Origin of the sequence: Cytobacillus oceanisediminis 2691, assembly GCF_007678455.1 — a bacterium.
Lineage (GTDB): Bacteria > Bacillota > Bacilli > Bacillales > Cytobacillaceae > Mesobacillus > Mesobacillus oceanisediminis_A.
Genome location: NZ_VEEP01000017.1, coordinates 1 through 19,467, shown reverse-complemented (window position 1 = coordinate 19,467; position 19,467 = coordinate 1). Strand labels below are relative to the sequence as shown.

Below are 19,467 nucleotides of genomic sequence, written 5' to 3'. Positions count from 1 at the left end.
TTTCCTATTTTCGGGGATATTATCCTCAAGAGTTTACATAGGGAGGATTTTATGGATATGGAAAATAATCATGTACATATTAAATTAACTACTGCTGAAATCGCAACTCTGTGGAGAACATATATTCAAAACACAGCTGTCAGATGTTTTTACAAATATTTTCTTCAATACCTTCAAGATGAGGAGATAAAGTCAATTATTAAAGAAACTGTGGTTTTGGTTGAAACAGTTATTGGAAAGGTAGAAACAATTTTTGAAAAAGAAAACTTCCCAATACCAAAGGGATTTTCGGATAAAGATATTGACTTATCAGCCCCTGCCCTTTATACAGACTTATTTGCTTTAAGTTTTCTATATCGTGGAGGGCAAGTAATTATTCCTCAGTATGCTAATACCCTTTCTAGAGTGACACGAATTGATATTTATAATTTTTACGGAGTGTTTAAACAGTGAGACGGAATTACATAAGAAAGCATTAAACCTTATGCTTTCAAAAGGATTAAATGATCGGGCTCCAAAGATGGAGTATCCAAAAAATGTTGAGTTTGTTAAAAATCAACCATCATTAATAAATACCTGGTTAGGTGAGAAAAGACCTCTAAATACTTTAGAAATAACAGAACTTTTTATGGAAATCGAAAGAAATGCAGTTGGTCTAATCCTTTTGATGGGATTAATACAGGTAACAAAAGATAAGGAAATAAAGAACTATTTATTAAAGGGAAAAAAGCTGGCTAAAAAGCAAGTGGATATTTTTGATAAGTTATTAAAAGAAAATGATCATTTTATCGGATTTCCAATAACTATGGAGGTAAGAAATTCAACAATTTCCCCATTTTCTGAAAGATTAATACTGTTTATTATAGCTACTTCAAACCAAATTGCTATTTCTGCACTTGCAGATGCATTGTCTGTCTCAATGAGAAGAGATTTAGCGGCTCATTATTTCCTTGTTTTAGGGGAGGTAATGAGGTACGGTGACGAAGGGCTTAAACTTTTGATTGAACGAGGCTGGATGGAGCAACCTCCACAACCCATTGATAGAAACAAATTTTATAAAAAATAACATTTCTATGAAAAGATGATAATAATAAGGGGACTGGGATTATGTGAATAATGCAATCGAAAAATTATTATGGAGCATCGCCCTTCCTGGGTATGGTCAGTTTCTAAACGGAAAAGTAATTAAAGGCATTGTTTTTGTAATATTGGAGTTTCTTGTAAATGTTCAAGCAAATTTCAACGTTGTGATTATTGCAAGTTTTCAAGGCGATATTCAAAATGCGATTGCACAGGCTGATTACCAGTGGTTAATGTTTTATCCATGTTTATATTTTTTTGCAATGTGGGATGCCTACAAGGATGCTGGAGGAGGGAAAGAAAAGTATTCTTTTCTCCCCTTTGTGTTTTCTGCCTATCTTGTTACAGTGGGATGTATTTATTCCTCAAGTTTTCTATTATTTGGGGTTTTGCTGGGACCTGTTTGGCTTCCTATGCTGTGTGTAATTCCTGGATTAGTTGTAGGAATAATAATAAAGAAAGGTCTAACCAAAAACATTTACAAATAAGACTCCTTTCTTTTATTAAACCAACGTTTCAGGTTAGTTACTGAACATTTAGGGCACATTACTTTAAAAAAAGGAGTAACCTAAATGAAAAATTCTTTACTAATTAGCTTGTTTATTTTATGTAGTATTTTTGAGTTATTGGGCAATCCTGTCTATTCACGGGCTTCTAATTCACATAAAGTTGACTACCTGTATCCTGCAAATACTGAAAAAATCATTGATGAAACTGTAGATGAATTTTACCAGGCTCTAAAAGATAAAAGGTATCCAGTACATCAGGAATTTTATGTAAGACATAAGCAAAGCCAAGAAGATTTGGATGCGGGTTTCTTTAAGGAAATGGCGGATGCATCGGTTAATACTAGGAAAAAGGTATTACTTAAAGAGGTGAAAGGATACAATTATATTACTTGGGATGGAAATGTTCTTCATACTTATCCTGATTTAGATTTAAAAAACCATCAGTCAGTCAGCCCCAACAGGCAAGTTTTTTTCTTCTACTCCTTTAAAGACACAGAAAATGAATTTAGTGGCAGATATGCAATATATGATGTTGAAACAAAAGAAATATTATTTAGTGGAGGTGCGTATTTCCCAAAGTATCCGATTTATAAGAATTATTTGAAGTAACAAATGAGTATATTTAAAGAAACGGGTGTGCTGATCCGGAAGGATTAGCCACCTTTTTTGTTGAATTCCTAATCGAGCAAACGGGGCAGTTTAGCTCAAATTGCTGTTTTATGTATAATAAAAGACGGTGAAAAAACACCGCCTATAATAAGCTATTTATTTTGTGTTATTTCTTTGTAATAAAGGTAATCGACTTTATGTTTGGTAGCCATTAATTGCGAAGCTAAAACAGCAGTATAAAGAGTGGTTAGTACAATTGCTCCAACACCAAGACCTGAAAGGTTTAGTTTATTAGAAGTGCTCATTCCATTATTACTTGTGGTTGCTCCTTCCATTTCATAACCCCCTAATTTGTTATAGGGATATTATCTGTAACCGCATTTAAATTTATACCAACAAATAAAGGACGGACGTATAGAAAGGAAACAGGCAGGTGTCTAATAAGGTCTTAAGTTTGTGAATAAATACACTTAAACTAACGGGTGCGAGTGTTAAGTAAGTAGTGCTGCGGTGGCACTTTTTGTTTATTCAACTATAGAGGCAGTTTAGTTTAACAAGGCATTGGCTGGAGAAGGAAAAGTGTCCGTTATGTAGAAATATATATTCAGCTTAAATATAACAATCACAGAGGTGTTTAATATGGATAGTAATCACTGGACGATAGTTTATAGACTTGCTGTAGTTGGAATTTTGATTTATATTGGTACTCGGTTAAATCTATTAATTGACCTAACAAGAGTCCTGATTGAAGGCTTGTGAAACATTATACTTAAACTATCGGGTGCGTTGATCCAGGAAGGATTAAGCACCTTTTTTGTTGAATTCCTTATTGAACTATAGAGGCAGGTTAGTGAAAGGCAAGTTATTTAAAATATATATTAAGACTTCAACAAATTTTAGTGTTATATATAAACCCATGCCCAGTCTTTTAAATTATGTTATAATTATCGCAAGAACAAGTATTTAAACAAAACTCGGAGATGTATAAGATGATTAGATTAGAGAAAATAAACGCTGATAACTACCAAAAAGTTTTTGACTTAGAACTTGTAGGAGAACAGGAAAACTTTGTTTCATCAAATATGAGATCGTTGGCACAAGCCTGGGTATTTTACGAAAGAGCCAAGCCTTATGCTATTTATAATGATGATACAATTGTAGGATTTATAATGTTTGACTATAAAATAGAAAATAGGAAAGTAGAGATTTGGCGATTTATGTTAGGGAGTGCATATCAAGGAAAAGGCTATGGTAAAGAAGCATTAAACAAAGCTATAGAATTTTTGAAGCAAGAAAATTTATTCGACTATATCCAAATAAATTATGTTGAAGAAAATTTAGTGGCAAAAAAACTTTATCAAAAAGTTGGTTTTTCAGAAACGGGAGAAATGGAAGGAAACGAAGTTGTTATGAGGCTCTCAATAGTGAAAGAATAGGTGTCAAATATATTCCAGTTTCATTACCTAACAGCAGTGATGAATAGCTAAAAGTATATTTCAAATAGATAGAACGTTTTAGGTTGGCAGCTGCTAGCCCTTTTTGTATTCTTGTTTTGTGAATAGTTACACTTAAACTAAAGGGGTGCTTATCTTCAATAAGAAGAACAAATAGACTGCGAATCAGCAGTCTATTTTATTTTACATAAAATTGTCGAAAAATAATGAAAAAACTTACTTGCTTCAATGAAGAAAGTAAGTTACTCTTTAATTAGTAAATTATGGAGATGGATAATATGAATGGACTTAGGAAAGGCAGTAAGGATCTAATCAAAGAAATTAACCGATCCATAGTAATTAACCTAATTAGGAAATCAGGCAGGATCAGCAGGTCTGATGTTTCTAAGGTCACCAAGATGAGTTTATCTACAATAACTTACATTGTTGATGAACTAATGGCCGTTGATCTGGTAAGGGAAGTTGGTGTTGCTACATCTACTGGGGGCAGAAGACCTGTACTGCTGGAGTTTAATGCGGATTACGGCTATACAGTTGGTGTGAAGATTGAGGAGAAAAGAGTTCTATTTGCTTTAACCAATCTAAACGCTGACATTTTGGATTTAGTAGAAAAGAAATTTAACAGATTTGATAATATCCAGGATGTTGTATCGATGATTGCTGATGAAATTAAGGAGCTTTTACAAAGTGCTGATAAGCCAATGGAGCAACTTATGGGTATTGGAATCGCTGCTTCTGGATTAATCAACCGCCAGGAAGGTACGATTGTTAGATCATCCATGCTGGGATGGGAGAACGTACCTTTATGTCAATTGTTAAGCGAGCAGCTGAACAATATTCCAGTATTCATTGATAAAAATGTCAACGCTTACACTATGGCGGAATTATGGTATGGAGAAGGAAAAGACCTGTCAAACTTCATCTGTATCTCTGTTGGTGCCGGATTAGGTATGTCCCTCGTGGTCGATAAGAAAATTTATTACGGAGAATCCGGGGGAGCTGGTGAGTTTGGCCATACGGTAATGAAAATTGGCGGGTATCCATGTCACTGCGGACAAAAAGGTTGCCTTGAAATGTATGCATCTGAATTCTTTCTATTTAACCGTGGCAGTGAGATAAAAGAAAGCTATCCTGAAACAATCATTGAAGATTTTTCATTCGAAGAAGTATCTACTGCAGCAGAAAAAGGTGATGTTCTTGCAATTGAATTGATGAAATCATTTGGTGAAAACCTGGGATACGGCATACTAAATGCAATTAACGCACTTAATCCCCATACAATTTTGCTTATTGGAGAAGGGATGAAATACAAGCACTTATTCCTGGATGCCGCTGTAGATGTTGCAAGGGTGAACTTTTTTTCAGCCGCAAATATCCAAACAGAAATAAGGCCAACAGAACTCGGAGATGATTCATGGCTAAAAGGGGCAGCCTTACTCGCAATCACTCATTTGTTTCAGGCTCCAATCTATGAAGAATCTAAATCTATATTAAATTGAGGTGAGAACATGGTTGGAATGACAAAGAAAAAGACAGCCTTTTGGGTAGCTGTGTTCCTTTTGCCCAATTTAATCGGTTTCCTTACTTTTATCGTTTTCCCGCTTTTATCATCATTAGCCATCAGCTTTACGAATTGGGACCTAATTTCCACTATGGAATTCGTCGGTATTTATAATTACAAACAGCTAATGGTGGACAAAGAATTTTGGGCAGCATTTACCCACACGGTAACTTTCATTATTGGCTATTTACCCTTAGTAATGATTTTCGGATTAGCTTGTGCTCTACTGCTTAATCGAAAAGTAAAATTAAGAGCATTCTTTAGAGCAGCGTATTTTTTACCAGTAGTGACATCGTGGGTTGCTGTATCTCTTGTATGGAAATGGCTGTTCAACCCTAGTTACGGATTAATAAATTACTTCTTATCATTTGTTGGTATTGAGGGGCTTAATTGGCTCCAAGATGAAAGCCTAGCAATGCCAGCTATCATCATCACAAGTGTCTGGAAAGACATTGGATTTGTTATGGTACTATTCTTAGGCGGCCTACAAAATATTTCTACCTCCTACTACGAAGCCGCAGATATCGATGGGGCAAATTCCTGGAAGAAATTCTGGAATATCACCCTCCCGCTTTTGACACCTACGACATTTTTTGTAACCATCATTTCTTTGATTAACTCATTCCAAGTTTTTGACCAGGTCATGATCATGACTGAAGGCGGTCCTGGCGGCGCAACCAATGTGCTAGTTCAAAACATATACAATCATGCTTTCAGGTATTTTGAAATGGGCTACGCTTCCGCAATGTCATGGATTTTATTCATCGTCATATTTGTGATTACTTTGATCCAGATGAAAATGCAGAAAAGGTGGGCGGATTAAACATGGAAATGAATCCGGTTACAAAACAATCAACTGTCCTTCAGAAAGACTATCAACTTACAAGTCTTAGGATATTTAAAAAAGGTTTACTGTACATCGTTTTGATCTTAGGTGCAATCGCTATGCTGCTTCCTTTTCTATGGATGATTTCGACTTCATTAAAGAATCAAGGAGCAACAATGGTCTTTCCACCACAGTTTATCCCTGATCATGCAACCTTTCAAAACTATAAGGATGTGACTGGGGCATTCCCAATGCTTCACTTTTTAGGAAACTCCTTGTTAGTGGCGGTTCTCACTACTTTAGGCCAGCTGCTTTTATGTTCTATGGCAGCTTATGCGTTTGCCAGGATGCAATTTTGGGGCAGGGATAAACTTTTCCTATTATACCTGGCAACAATGATGGTTCCAGCACAGGTCACCATGATACCCCAGTTTATTTTAATGAAAAACTTTGGATGGCTTGATACATATCAGGCATTGATCGTCCCTGGATTGTTTAGTGTTTTTGGAACCTTTTTGTTAAGGCAGGCGTTCTTGTCGATTCCGAAGGAACTTGAAGAGGCAGCCTTCATGGATGGTGCCAACCATTTTTCAATATTCTGGCGTGTAATCATGCCGTTATCTAAACCAACACTCGCGACGTTAGGCATCTTTTCATTCATGCAATCTTGGAACAATTACTTATGGCCACTTATTGTAATTAATGATAAAAGCTTTGCTACTTTGCCGCTAGGATTATCTCTACTGCAAGGGAGGTGGGAAACGAATTGGAACATGATGATGGCAGGTGTAGTCATTAGTGTTTTGCCAATACTTGCAGTCTATCTATTTGCGCAGAAGTACTTTATTCAAGGAATGACAATGAGTGGAATGAAAGAATAATAAGGGGGAATTAGAATGACTCAGAAAAGGCTTATTTCGGCTATTGTTCTACTATTTATGCTTACTTTTACTGTATTGGCAGGATGTTCTGATTCGGAAAAAAGCTCTGGAGGTAACAAAGATGAAACGGTAACAATCAATTACTTTACCTTTTCACCAGGTACTGACCATGAAAAAGACCTACAAGACATGATCAGTGCTTTTGAAAAGCAAAATCCAAATGTAAAAGTAGATTATGAGATTGCTGCTTATGATGATTATTTCACAAAGCTGCAAACCATGATTGCTGGCGGGAAAGCACCGGATGTATTCGAGCTTAACTATGAAAACTTCGTTAGTTATGCCTCAAAGGGAGCTTTAGCGGACCTGTCTAAATACATTGAAGAAGATAAAGACTTTGATCCATCTAAATTAAATCAAGAAGCATATAAAGCTTATCAATACGAAGGAAAGCAATATGGTATGGTGGAAAGCTTCTCAAACGTTGTTACTTTCTACAATAAAGACTTGTTTGATAAAGCAAAAGTGGATTATCCAACTGCAGAATGGACATGGGAAGATGAATTAGCAGCAGCGCAAAAGCTCACAAACAAGGATGAAAAGATCTGGGGTACTTATGCACCGATTCAGTTCCATGAATTCTATAAAGTGATTGCTCAGAATGGTGGATCTGTATTCAATGAAGACAAATCAGAAGTAACAATCGATAGCCCTGAAAATGCAGAAGCACTTCAATACATGGTTGATAAGGTGAACAAATATAAAGTAACTCCTTCTGTAGGAGATCTATCAGGCCAGTCGCCAGAGGATTTATTTAAAAATGGTCAAATCGGGATCCTGCACACTGGAATCTGGATGTTATCCGCTTTTAAAGATGCACCATTCAAATGGGATATTGCACTTGAAGCAGGTAATACTCAAAAGGCACACCACTTCTTCGCAAATGGATTAGCAGTTTCAAAGGACTCAGATGCTCAAAACGCTGCTTATAAATTTGCACGCTTCATGAGCGCTAGTGACGAAGCCGCAGAAATTCGAATTGCAAGTTCATGGGAACTTCCAGCAATCACGAATGAAGAAATCTTAAAGCCTTATCTGGAACAAACTCCTCCAGAAAGCAGGGAAGTTATTTTTGAAGCACTGGATACGCTGGTTTTACCTCCAGTAATTGAGGATTGGAGTAAAATGAGTGACCTGATTACAAAGGAACTAGAAAATGTGGTGAATGGTAAAAAGAGCCCTGAAGAAGCATTGAAAGTTATGCAGGGAGAATTAGAGAAGTTGAAGTAATCAAATCTGGAGAAGGATATCTGGGCATCCTCATATCCTTCTCTTCTAACATAAGGGGAGAGAGACATGGATTCAAAAGCAATGTACAGCAAGCTGCTTAAAGCTCATGTATACCAGTTAAATAATGATTATCCATCCTCGGAAAGAATTCTTCTTAATCATAAACCTCAACTTGATAAGGACAGTATACACCTTATTGCTACCTGGCTATGGAATGTGCAGAACCATTTAAAAGAGACAAATAGTGAGAACTTGAAAGAAGTTAATGTTCAACCTTACTTAACGTTTCTCCAGGATAATTGGAGAAAACCTTTAGAACGTATCTGGGGAGACGGCAAGAAAGATATTCATGTTTCGAACATTGCAATGGTGTATACGGCATTAACTCAATCCAAAAATAATCTCCAGCAATATGAACTCCAAAAAACAATCACAGAAATCAGAGATTTTGTTTTTGACTCTCTACTTTCTGGGGGTATGTTGCTTAATGCGGTGAATGAACGGCAAATTTCATTGGATATGCTTACTGCAGTTATGCCATATGGATTGTTTTCTCCTGAGGACTTAATTGTGGTAGAAGCAGTTGGCCAAATCGAAAGGAAGTTAGTGAATAATACAGGGGCACTAAAAACGATTGAAGGTAAGAAAGAATCTTCTTCAGCAACTGCGCTTTTGTCATTATATTTTCTGGAAAAGGGCAACTATGAAAAAGCGAATACCTATTTAAATTTGGCACAAAGCTTGATTGGAAAAGAGTCGACAGAGGAATCCGAGCTTGGAAAAGTGATTATTGAAATGATAGAACACTATAAGGTTGATTCAATAGAAGAGTACAAAATAGTACATACACCCTTTGGCAATCATAACATTTACGAACCGCAACTTACAGAACGAAGTCCACATCATCCGACAACCGAAGAGCCAATAACAGTAGCATGCCAGGTATGGCCTGAAGGCGAAGTAGATTCGGTTTTATTAACTTTAAACTCAGCTAGCGGTGAAACTGTAAAAACAAAAGAGTTGACCAGAAAATATCTTGAGGATAAAAAAGTTTACATTTGGACTGGAACTATCGAACCCCTGACCCAGGAAGAGGAATTCAGTTATCAATTCTCCGCTTATAAAGGCGAGGGCCTTAAGGTGCAATCAGAGCGGTTTCCAATCACACCTCTAAAACGTCGGGTACTAAATGAATTCCGCTTATTTGAAAAGGCTGAGAGTGAAGTAGTCTTGTTAGCGAAAGATGAAGATGATTTTTCACTACAGGTCAATCTGGGCTTCACTGAAGACCAGTTTTATATCAATATTGATTCTAATATTAATCAAGAATTTCTCCAGGAAGAATATGAAGCTCTTTCCCTTAGATCCATGAATCAAGAATTTACTGTTGACTTGAAGTTAAATCCATTTTTTATTTGCATAAAAGATGCCAACAAAACACTTTTAGAATCACATGATTTCCTTTCCTTTATTGAATGTACGACTGATAAGAATCGGCAAATAAGAGATTTAAAGCTTAATTTTCATACACCGTTGAACGAAAGCTTTTATGGATTCGGTGAGAGATATAATGCTGTTGAGCAGCGAGGGAATATCATTGATTGCTATGTTTATAACCAGTATCGCGATCAGGGTACAAGGACTTATATGCCGGTTCCTTTTTACATTAGTTCCCTTGGATATGGCTTGGTGGTTAATACTAACAGGTACACCCATTTTGACATCGCTCACTCATTGAAGGATGCCATGTCTATTAAGATAAGGATGTCAGAAAAAGAACAAAGCACCTCCATTACGGCATTCTTAGGAACACCAAAAGAAGTGATTGAATCCTACACTTCGAAAACCGGCAAACCAGTGTTACCACCTGTTTGGGCATTTGGACCTTGGATGTCGAGCAATAACTGGGACAGGGACAGTCTGACCCGTTCAGAAGTTGAGAAAACAAACGAATATCAGATACCAGCGACTGTTCTAGTCTTAGAACAGTGGAGTGATGAAGCCACTTATTACATGTTCAATGATGCCCAATATGAGGTGAAAGGTAATGGAGAAAGTCATACCTACAGCGAAATGGAGTTTCCTGAATGGGGACGATGGCCGGATCCGAAGGGATTGTTTGAATACCTGCATGATAACGGGTTGAAAGTTCTTCTATGGCAGATTCCGATTAAAAAATACTTGAACAGGCAAACGCATCCACAAAAAGATGCGGATGAAAAATACATGCTGGAAAATGGATATGTTGTCAAAAAGAATGACGAAGCTCCATACAGGATGCCTGAAGGCTGGTTTAAGGAAAGTCTATTGATGGACTTCTCAAATCAAGAAGCCAAAGAATGGTGGTTTAGCAAACGGAAGTATTTGCTTGAAATTGGAGTGGATGGCTTCAAAACAGATGGTGGGGAGTTCGTGTTCGGAGACGAATTGCTGTTTTCTGATGGGAAAACCGGCGACGAAATGCGCAACTTGTATCCAAATGATTATATAGGGGCTTACTACAAATTTGCAAATGACTTTAAAAGCGGAGATGCAATGACCTTTAGCCGTGCCGGATATATGGGAGCCCAAAACTTCCCGGCACATTGGGCAGGGGATGAAAGATCGACTTTTGACGCCTTTAAGCGGTCTTTGGCTGCAGGTATCACTTCTGGAATGTCAGGAATTCCATTTTGGGGCTGGGACTTAGCGGGATTCAATGGTGATATTCCAACGGCCGAATTGTATGTCAGATCTGCGGCCATGGCGGCCTTTTGTCCAATCATGCAGTATCACGCTGAAAGCAAAGGTGAGTTTAATCAGGATCGCACTCCATGGAATATTGCGGAGAGAACCAATCAAAAAATTGCTATTGAGGGATATAGATTTTATGCCAATGTCCGAATGAACTTGCTCCCTTACATTTGGAACGAAGCAAGAAAAACTAGTGAAACAGGAATTCCATTAATGCGCTCCTTATTTATGGAGAACCCCGAAGATCAACGTGGTGAAGGAGTATTCGACCAATATTACTTTGGGTCTTCTTTATTGGTTGCTCCTGTAACAGAAGAAGGTACAACTTCAAGAAAAGTTTATTTCCCTGAAGGAACTTGGTTTGATTTCTGGAGCGGAAAAAGAATTATCGGTCCTGCCTATGAATTGATTGATTCACCACTTGACCATATTCCTGTTTACGTAAAAGAAGGGGCCGTAATTTTAACAAATGTGGATCAAACGCTTCAATTAGGTTCTTGGGTTTCCAATGATATTTCCAGTTATGTCAGACCATTATTAAGGATTTATTTGAAGGATGGACTATCCGAAAGAATCAATGACCACCTGAATAATCATTGGGATGTTGAAGTCACAGAAGAATCGGATAGATGGAAGATTTTAGTAAGTGGACCAACAGAAGAATTTGATGTGTATCTTCCTGATGAAGCTAACTCAGAAGGAAAAGCTGTTTTTGTAAACGGAAAGAAAAAAGCTTGAGTACATGGAGGAATGAATGTGTTAGATACAACTAGTTTTGCTATCCTTCCAACCCAGGAAAAGATCGAAGGCGAGCCTAAATTACATGTCGGGTCAGTCAAATCTTTCGCGTGGAAAGATCATATGTTAACAGGCACTAATGAGCATGGTGAGTTTTTGATTTATTTTGCTGAAAAAAAGATTCCTAGAATCATCATAAATCCATTTGGAAAAGTAGACTCGGTATCGAGCATTGCTGTTTCACTTAAGCAAGTTCCTCATGAGGCATCGTTTGAGGAAACCAATGACCAATTAATGATCACCTGTGATACGATAAAAGTTGAGGTAACCAAAGATCGTTTCACAATAAAGATATCGAATGACCAAAGAACAATCTTCCAGTCGGGGAGTCCGTCAGCTTTATATAAAAACAATGGTGAAGTCTTTTTTGATGCACTGATGGAGACTGATGATGTCTTTTATGGATTTGGGGAAAAGACTGGCTTCCTCAATAAGAGAGGTTCGAAACTGTCGATGTGGAATACGGACGTTTATGCACCGCACAATAAGGACACGGTTGAGTTGTATCAATCTATCCCATATTTTGCTGTTCATAACAAGCAGAGATCTTATGGACTTTTCTTTGATAATACATTTAAAACCCAATTTGATACCCAGACCTACTCAAATAAATACAGGATGAGTGCCAGTGGTGGGCAACTCGACTTCTACGTTTTTGCTGGTGAGAACTTAAAGGAAATCACCACCCTTTACACCGAGCTGACAGGAAAGATGAGTCTACCTCCCAAATGGGCGATTGGATATCATCAGTCTCGCTATAGCTATCGATCAGAAGAAGAGGTCCTTACAGTCGCTAATCGTTTCAAAGAAGAAGGAATCCCATTGGATTGTATATTTTTCGACATCCATTATATGAGGGATTATCGAGTATTTACCTTTGATAAGGATCATTTTCCGCAACCTGATAATCTAATCTCTACCTTATTAAATAACGGGATCAAGGTTGTGCCAATTGTAGATCCAGGAGTGAAAAAGGATGTTCAGTATCCTGTGTACGCAGAAGGGGTAAACAAGGGCTTGTTTTGTAAGTATCTTGATGGACAGATTTATTATGGGGATGTCTGGCCTGGAACGAGTGCATTTCCTGACTTCATGAATTCTGAGGCAAGGAATTGGTGGGGAAGTTTGCACAAATTCTATACTGATTTCGGCATTGAAGGAATTTGGAATGATATGAACGAACCGTCTGTCTTCAATGAAAGTAAGACCATGGATCTCGATGTGATGCATGATGTGGATGGAGAACTGAAACCGCATTTGGAGATGCACAACACCTACGGACTTTACATGAGCAAAGCAACTGCCGAAGGACTTTCGGAGCTTCTTCCCGATAAACGTCCTTTCGTTTTGACCCGTGCTGGTTATGCGGGTATCCAAAGGTATGCCACCGTCTGGACGGGAGATAACCGAAGCCACTGGGAGCATCTTGAAATGTCACTGCCAATGATCATGAATCTTGGCATATCAGGGGTTGCTTTTACTGGAGCGGATGTTGGCGGTTTCTCTTCTGACTGTACACCCGAATTGTTGATCAGGTGGACACAGGTCGGGGCTTTCATGCCTTATTTCAGAAATCATAGTGTACAGGACAGTATCCGACAGGAGCCATGGGTTTTTGGTGAAGACACAACTGAAATAGTAAAAAAATACATCAAGCTGAGATATAAGTGGCTTCCTTATCTATATTCCCTTTTCCATGAGTCATCCCAAACGGGAGTCCCAATCGTTCGTCCTCTTGTGATGGAATATCCTGAGGATGAAACTACATTTAATATCAGTGATCAGTTCCTCCTGGGAAGCAATGTCATGATTGCACCTATTTTACGTCCAGGTACGACCCATAGGTCCATCTATCTTCCTGAGGGAGTTTGGTATGATTACTGGACTAAAGAATCCTATCAAGGTGGAAAGTATGTCTTAATAGAAGCAGCGTTAGATAAGCTCCCAATCTTTATAAAAGAAGGAACCATTCTTCCTATGGGGTCAGAGGTTCAAAATACAACTGAAAATCAAATCCTTGAGATTGAAGTTTATGCTGGTGATAAAGGGAAGTTCAGTTTGTATGAAGATGATGGAAGTTCCCTTGGCTATAAAGATGGTCATTATTCCATCACAAATTTCCAAACTGAAATGAATGAGGGGTATCTAAAAGTTAATGTAAATATAAGTGGAGATAAGCAATGGAAAAGCCAAGTAAAAGGGATGAAGGTTTATGGCTACTCGGGAGACGTTAGGGTTGAGAATTTAACTGAAGTAAGGGAGCCGGAGAAATGGAAAATCGAGATACTGTAGTGGAAAAGGTAAAGAATGACCAACAATGGTGGAAAAAAAGTATTGTATATCAAATCTATCCTAGAAGTTTTTATGATTCCAATGGGGATGGTATTGGGGATCTGCAAGGGATTATCCAAAAGCTGGATTACTTAAAGGAGCTTGGCGTGGATGTAATCTGGCTAAGTCCTATCTATGACTCTCCAAATGACGATAACGGTTATGACATAAGGGATTACTACCAAATCATGAAGGAATTTGGAACGATGGAGGATTTGGATCACCTTCTTGATGCTGCTCATCAACGAGGATTGAAAATCATCATGGATTTAGTAGTGAATCATACTTCTGACGAACACTCCTGGTTTGTAGAATCGAAGAAAGGCCTGGATAATTCGTATCGAGACTATTATATTTGGAAGCCAGGAAAGAACGGAAAAGAGCCGAACAATTGGGGGTCGATTTTTAGTGGGCCGGCCTGGGATTATGACGAAAATACAAATGAATATTATCTGCATCTTTTTTCAAAAAAACAGCCTGATTTGAACTGGGAAAATCCAGTTCTAAGGAATGAAATTTACACCATGATGAAATTTTGGCTTGATAAAGGCATAGACGGTTTTCGTATGGACGTCATTAACTTTATTTCTAAGGTCCCTGGTCTTCCAGATGGGGAGGTTAAAGAGGGTGCAATATATGGGGATGGAGGTTCATACTTCGTAAACGGACCAAAGATTCATGAATACTTGAGAGAGATGAATGAAAAAGTTCTATCTCACTACGATATTTTGACTGTTGGAGAGATGCCGGGAGCGAGTACTGCAGATGCGGTGATGTACACAAATCCTGAAAATAAGGAAATTAACATGATTTTTACCTTTGAACACATGGGCTTAGATAGTGGTCCTGCTGAAAAATGGGATCTCAAACCTTTGAACCTGGTGGATTTAAAGGAGAATCTGACAAAGTGGCAGACTGAATTGCATGGCACAGGTTGGAATAGCTTGTATTGGAATAACCATGACCAGCCAAGGATTGTTTCCCGGTTTGGTGATGACCAGGAGTACAGAATGGAATCTGCCAAAATGCTTGCGACTTGCCTTCACATGATGCAGGGGACACCTTATATTTATCAAGGTGAAGAGATTGGAATGACAAATGTTAAGTTTGAATCGATCGAACAATATCAAGACGTCGAGACATTAAATATGTTCAGAGAAAAACGTTCTCTTGGAGTTCCAACAGAAGATATCATGAACTCGATTTATGTAAAAGGCAGGGACAACGCCCGGACTCCTATGCAGTGGAACGAACAAATTCATAGCGGGTTCACGAAAGGAACTCCATGGATCAAAGTAAATCCACGCTATAAAGAAATTAACGTAGAAGCCACTTTAGCAGATAAAGAGTCTATTTTTTATCACTATAAACATTTAATTGCTCTTAGAAAGAAATTAGATGTCATCACAACCGGTGACTTCAATCTATTATTTGAGTATCATCCAAAGATTTTTGCATATGGGCGAAGAAGTGAGAATGAAAAGGTTGTTGTGTTATGTAATTTTAGTAGAGACGAAATTGTTATTGAAGAAGAAGTATTCTTAACTGAAATTGCTCAAGCAGAATTGATTGTACAGAATTATAAAGAAGTAGAACACGGTAAGTTAAGGCCATATGAAACATTAGTTTATTATCAAAAAGGTAATTAATAACTAAAAAAGCTGCAAAACCAATTGGTTTTGCAGCTTTTTTAGTAAGTGGAGAATAGGGGGCTCGAACCCCTGACCTCAACGCTGCCAGCGTTGCGCTCTCCCAGCTGAGCTAATCCCCCGTATCTGTTTAGATAAGGTACAAGAAAGATTATATCTCCTTCTTTATGGACATGCAAGACAAAAATTTCGGAAATAAGCAAAAAAGCCGCACATCCGCGGCTTTTCTCATAATCCTTCAATCTCAACCCTGTTAATGCCATCAATTTCTGACACCGCCTCATATACATCCGTTGTCTTTCTGCGGAAGTCCACGGTTACGATCAATTGAACCAGCTGGTTCCCTTCAGCAAGATCCTTAATGCGGACATTTTTCAATGAGATTTTTTCCGCTTTGATCCTGGTAATAATGTCTGCAATGCTTTGTCTCGTAGTAACATTGAACTGCAGCCGGATCTCTTTTTCCCTTAATTGCCTTGGACCAATGAAGGTCATAAGGAATGGGATGAATTCAACACTGACAATCAGCAGTGCTACACCAGCAATGGCTTCCCAGTAAAATCCGGCACCCACTGTGATTCCGATTCCTGCAGCACCCCATATCATCGCTGCCGTCGTCAAACCGGAAATGGTATCATTCCCTCTTCGTAAAATAACCCCTGCACCGAGGAAACCAATACCAGAGACAATCTGGGCAGCCAGGCGTAGTGGATCCATCGTGATATTGACGTCTTCATCCCCGGGAAACATATAGGCTGATTCACTTGATACAACCGTCAACAGACAGCTGACGATTGATATGACTAAGCTCGTTTTAAGACCGACCGGTTTTCTTTTAATCTCCCTTTCGAGACCGATTATAAGCCCCAGAAAAGCAGATATCCCAAGCTTAAGCAAAATTTCCATATCAATTGATGAAAGCATACTAATCTCCTGCCCCTTATAAGATGTATTTACTTTCCCTAAAAATACTGAATTAAACACGGTATAGCGATTAAATTTCATTTAAGGTAAGCTAAAAATTCGATTTCATTGTAAAATACATATAATTCATATTAAAGGAGAATGGAAATGGAATCACCAAAACTAAATCCATATCTGGCAGTTGCAGTCGGTGTAGTGGCTGTATCGACCTCTGCCATTCTGGTTAAAGTTTCATCAGCACCCTCCGGTGTCATTGCATTTTACAGATTGTTCTTTTCTGTTTTGCTGATGCTACCGGTATTTCTTATAAAGTATGTTTCGGAGCTTCGTCTTATTACGATGCGGGATTGGATGTTTAGCGGGATTGCCGGCATATTCCTAGCCTTTCACTTTATCCTCTGGTTCGAATCCCTAAACTATACTTCGGTAGCGAGTTCAACCGTCCTGGTCACACTTCAGCCGCTTTTTGCATTTATAGGAGCGTATTTTTTCTTTAAAGAGCGTGTATCTTTAAAAGCTATACTAAGTGGAATTATTGCCATCGGCGGGAGTGTCATCATTAGCTGGGGCGATTTTAAGGTTAGTGGCAGTGCGTTATTTGGAGACTTTTTGGCTATTGTAGCCTGCGCATTGGTCACTGTTTATCTATTATTTGGCCAAACAGTGAGGAAGAGGATGTCCCTGATCACCTATACCTTCATTGTCTATAGCATCAGTTCAATAACTTTATTTTTCTATGTAATAGCTGTAGGTGAATCCTTCTATCCGTACCCTGCTAGTGACTGGGTTTATTTTATTCTCCTCGCACTGATTCCGACCTTGCTTGGCCACACCCTGTTCAACTGGTCGGTTAAATGGATCAGCGCTTCGGTCATTTCAATGGCCATCTTGTTTGAACCAGTAGGTGCAACTCTATTGGCCTTCTACCTTCTTGGCGAAAAAGTCATGTTGACCCAGGTAATCGGAGGATTAATTGTTATTGCTGGTATAACTTTATTTTTAGTTGATGAAAGAAAAATGAAAATCAAGAACCAGACAGAGATAAAATCAATCTCAGGTTAGGGGTGTATAAGGGTATGGAAATCAGAAAAGCTGCGATTGGGGATGCTCAGGGCATTGCCAAGGTTCACGTGAAAAGCTGGCAAGAAACGTATCAAGGTATAGTAAGCCAGGAGTATCTTGATTCATTGAAGGCAGAGGATCGCCAGCCTTTATGGGAAAAGAGCATCACACAAACCGCCGAAACTTCCCCGGTATATGTTGCTGTTACTACAGATGGAGAAATAGTAGGCTTTGCATCTTTTGGTAAAGAGAGGACAGGCGAATTCGAGGCAGATGGGGAGTTGTATGCCATTTACCTTCTGAAAAAGTACCAAAGAGAACGAATTGGTTTGAAGCTTCTTCAAGCTGGTTTAGAGGAATTATTAGGGCAAAAATATGATGCCATGCTTGTGTGGGTACTTGAGGAAAATGAAAGCCGGAAGTTTTATGAAAGTCTCCAACCAGTAAAAGCAGGAGAAGAAGAAGTCGAAATAGCAGGCAAAAAATATCCCGAAATAGCTTATCTATGGAAGGACTTAAAATTACTTCATCGGGCAGTAATAGAAAAACAGTCAGGGGAAAGATAAATGGAGCTGGAGAGTGTGTTTGAACAATTTCCTTTGTTGGAGACGGAAAGGTTTTATTTAAGACAGCTCAAAATAGAAGATGCCCCACAAATCTTCAGTTATTTTTCGCAGGATCCTGTGACTAAATATTATAATCTTGAGAGTTTTACACAAGGACAGCAAGCTCTGGAGCTGATTGAGAAATTCAACCAGGGCTATATAGAGAAAAGGCAAATCCGCTGGGGTGCTGAGCTGAAAGAAACAGGCACCCTGGTTGGTACTTGTGGTTTCCATGCAATTGACGCTAAACACCTCAAAGCAGAAATAGGCTACGAACTTCATCCCGATTACTGGGGTAAAGGAATGATGCCGGAGATTACGAAAGAGATATTGAAGTTTGGATTTGGGGAAATGGGTTTAAATCGAATAGAGGCATTGTACCATCCTCAAAATGAACAATCCTGGGCGGTGTTGAAGAAAGGTGGATTCGAATATGAAGGAACGCTTCGAAAGCGATGGTTTGATAAAGACAGCTTCGTGGACGCAGCGATTGCGTCAATCATAAAAATCCCCTGAGAGGGGATTTTTTTAAATGAATAGGTATGTGAACCTTGAGAATAGTAATGCGCAAATTGTGGAGAACATGAAGGTTCCACCATGAACCCTTCCTTCAGTGTTAGCAATTTTTATAGCTTCAATGTAGGCCACACTGAATAAAAAGATGGCCATCAGTAGTGAAAGATTAAGTGCGACTGATTGCAGCAAATAGGATCACCTCTGTTATTTAGTTTGTCCAAAGCATTATATGAGCAAGAACAAAAAAATATTAATAAAAACATTCAATTAAGAAGAAACCTGGATAACAGAATTCCATAATTGAGTTGTGAAAAATTCTTTTAAAATTATATTGCAAACATAATTTATCCGTGGTATATTTAATCTCGCTTCAGAAAAACAACGCTGAATTGGCAAAAACAACATCGTTTTTAGTGAAATAGAAAAACAAAAAACAATGTTGACAATAACAAGACAGCATGTTATATTAATAAAGTCGCTTCTGGGCGACAAACTGAACAACTTGCTCTTTGAAAACTAAACAAACAAGCGTCAACAAACAATAAATTATCATGCTTCTATTATAGAAGACATGAGCCAACGTTTTAACTTATGAGCTAACTCATAACTCTTTCTTGGAGAGTTTGATCCTGGCTCAGG

At 38.3% G+C, this 19,467-nt stretch carries 17 protein-coding genes and 1 tRNA gene; 15 read left to right on the top strand and 3 right to left on the bottom strand.

The window, feature by feature from the left end; genetic code table 11:
• The first annotated feature begins 51 nt into the window (after window positions 1-51).
• From FS736_RS25300 to FS736_RS22490, 4 genes are all read left to right on the top strand, one after another.
• Window positions 52-453 (top strand): DUF3231 family protein, encoded by a 402-nt coding sequence (locus FS736_RS25300; RefSeq protein ID WP_260983685.1) that lies wholly within the window; start codon window positions 52-54, stop codon window positions 451-453.
• 31 nt (window positions 454-484) lie between these two features.
• Entirely contained in the window at window positions 485-1,066 is a 582-nt protein-coding gene (locus FS736_RS25295) for a DUF3231 family protein (protein WP_260983684.1), read from the top strand.
• A 43-nt stretch (window positions 1,067-1,109) separates the two neighbouring features.
• Window positions 1,110-1,568 (top strand): hypothetical protein, encoded by a 459-nt coding sequence (locus FS736_RS22495; RefSeq protein ID WP_144481363.1) that lies wholly within the window; start codon window positions 1,110-1,112, stop codon window positions 1,566-1,568.
• A gap of 84 nt (window positions 1,569-1,652) precedes the next feature.
• Window positions 1,653-2,198 (top strand): hypothetical protein, encoded by a 546-nt coding sequence (locus tag FS736_RS22490; protein ID WP_144481362.1) that lies wholly within the window; start codon window positions 1,653-1,655, stop codon window positions 2,196-2,198.
• Window positions 2,199-2,350: 152 nt separating this feature from the next.
• Here FS736_RS22490 and FS736_RS22485 read toward each other — a convergent pair whose 3' ends face one another.
• Entirely contained in the window at window positions 2,351-2,533 is a 183-nt protein-coding gene (locus tag FS736_RS22485; RefSeq protein ID WP_048009494.1) for a hypothetical protein, read from the bottom strand.
• Window positions 2,534-3,187: 654 nt separating this feature from the next.
• Between FS736_RS22485 and FS736_RS22480 the strand changes: the two genes are divergently transcribed.
• From FS736_RS22480 to FS736_RS22445, 8 genes are all read left to right on the top strand, one after another.
• Window positions 3,188-3,634, top strand: a complete 447-nt coding sequence (locus FS736_RS22480) for a GNAT family N-acetyltransferase (protein WP_000620148.1) — start codon at window positions 3,188-3,190, stop codon at window positions 3,632-3,634.
• A 296-nt stretch (window positions 3,635-3,930) separates the two neighbouring features.
• Entirely contained in the window at window positions 3,931-5,151 is a 1,221-nt protein-coding gene (locus FS736_RS22475) for an ROK family protein (protein WP_144481361.1), read from the top strand.
• A 9-nt stretch (window positions 5,152-5,160) separates the two neighbouring features.
• On the top strand, window positions 5,161-6,036 hold the full coding sequence (locus FS736_RS22470; RefSeq protein ID WP_144481360.1) for a carbohydrate ABC transporter permease: 876 nt from the start codon (window positions 5,161-5,163) through the stop codon (window positions 6,034-6,036).
• A 122-nt stretch (window positions 6,037-6,158) separates the two neighbouring features.
• The gene (locus FS736_RS22465; RefSeq protein WP_251009825.1) at window positions 6,159-6,920 is read left to right on the top strand and encodes a carbohydrate ABC transporter permease; all 762 of its coding nucleotides are present in this window, start codon (window positions 6,159-6,161) and stop codon (window positions 6,918-6,920) included.
• 15 nt (window positions 6,921-6,935) lie between these two features.
• Entirely contained in the window at window positions 6,936-8,210 is a 1,275-nt protein-coding gene (locus FS736_RS22460) for an ABC transporter substrate-binding protein (RefSeq protein WP_395883844.1), read from the top strand.
• A gap of 66 nt (window positions 8,211-8,276) precedes the next feature.
• Window positions 8,277-11,681: a glycoside hydrolase family 31 protein gene (locus FS736_RS22455; protein ID WP_144481359.1), complete on the top strand. Its 3,405-nt coding sequence runs from the start codon at window positions 8,277-8,279 to the stop codon at window positions 11,679-11,681.
• Window positions 11,682-11,699: 18 nt separating this feature from the next.
• Window positions 11,700-14,033 carry a glycoside hydrolase family 31 protein gene (locus FS736_RS22450; RefSeq protein WP_260983683.1) on the top strand — a complete coding sequence of 778 codons (2,334 nt, stop codon included), beginning with the start codon at window positions 11,700-11,702 and terminating at the stop codon, window positions 14,031-14,033.
• On the top strand, window positions 14,012-15,721 hold the full coding sequence (locus tag FS736_RS22445; RefSeq protein WP_144481357.1) for a glycoside hydrolase family 13 protein: 1,710 nt from the start codon (window positions 14,012-14,014) through the stop codon (window positions 15,719-15,721). Before FS736_RS22450 ends, FS736_RS22445 begins: the two co-directional genes overlap by 22 nt.
• A gap of 49 nt (window positions 15,722-15,770) precedes the next feature.
• On the opposite strand, the gene FS736_RS22440 is transcribed toward FS736_RS22445, so the two are convergent.
• Together FS736_RS22440 and FS736_RS22435 are read right to left on the bottom strand one after the other, a co-directional pair.
• A tRNA-Ala gene (locus FS736_RS22440) sits at window positions 15,771-15,843 on the bottom strand.
• Between the two features lie 106 nt (window positions 15,844-15,949).
• On the bottom strand, window positions 15,950-16,645 hold the full coding sequence (locus FS736_RS22435; protein WP_144481356.1) for an MgtC/SapB family protein: 696 nt from the start codon (window positions 16,643-16,645) through the stop codon (window positions 15,950-15,952).
• A gap of 147 nt (window positions 16,646-16,792) precedes the next feature.
• Here FS736_RS22435 and FS736_RS22430 point away from each other — a divergent pair, with 147 nt between their 5' ends.
• From FS736_RS22430 to FS736_RS22420, 3 genes are read left to right on the top strand one after another with little or no spacing between them, the layout of a single operon-like run.
• Window positions 16,793-17,707: a DMT family transporter gene (locus FS736_RS22430; RefSeq protein ID WP_144481355.1), complete on the top strand. Its 915-nt coding sequence runs from the start codon at window positions 16,793-16,795 to the stop codon at window positions 17,705-17,707.
• Window positions 17,708-17,721: 14 nt separating this feature from the next.
• On the top strand, window positions 17,722-18,273 hold the full coding sequence (locus tag FS736_RS22425; protein ID WP_144481354.1) for a GNAT family N-acetyltransferase: 552 nt from the start codon (window positions 17,722-17,724) through the stop codon (window positions 18,271-18,273).
• Window positions 18,274-18,828 carry a GNAT family N-acetyltransferase gene (locus tag FS736_RS22420; RefSeq protein ID WP_144481353.1) on the top strand — a complete coding sequence of 185 codons (555 nt, stop codon included), beginning with the start codon at window positions 18,274-18,276 and terminating at the stop codon, window positions 18,826-18,828.
• Window positions 18,829-19,467: the final 639 nt, after the last annotated feature.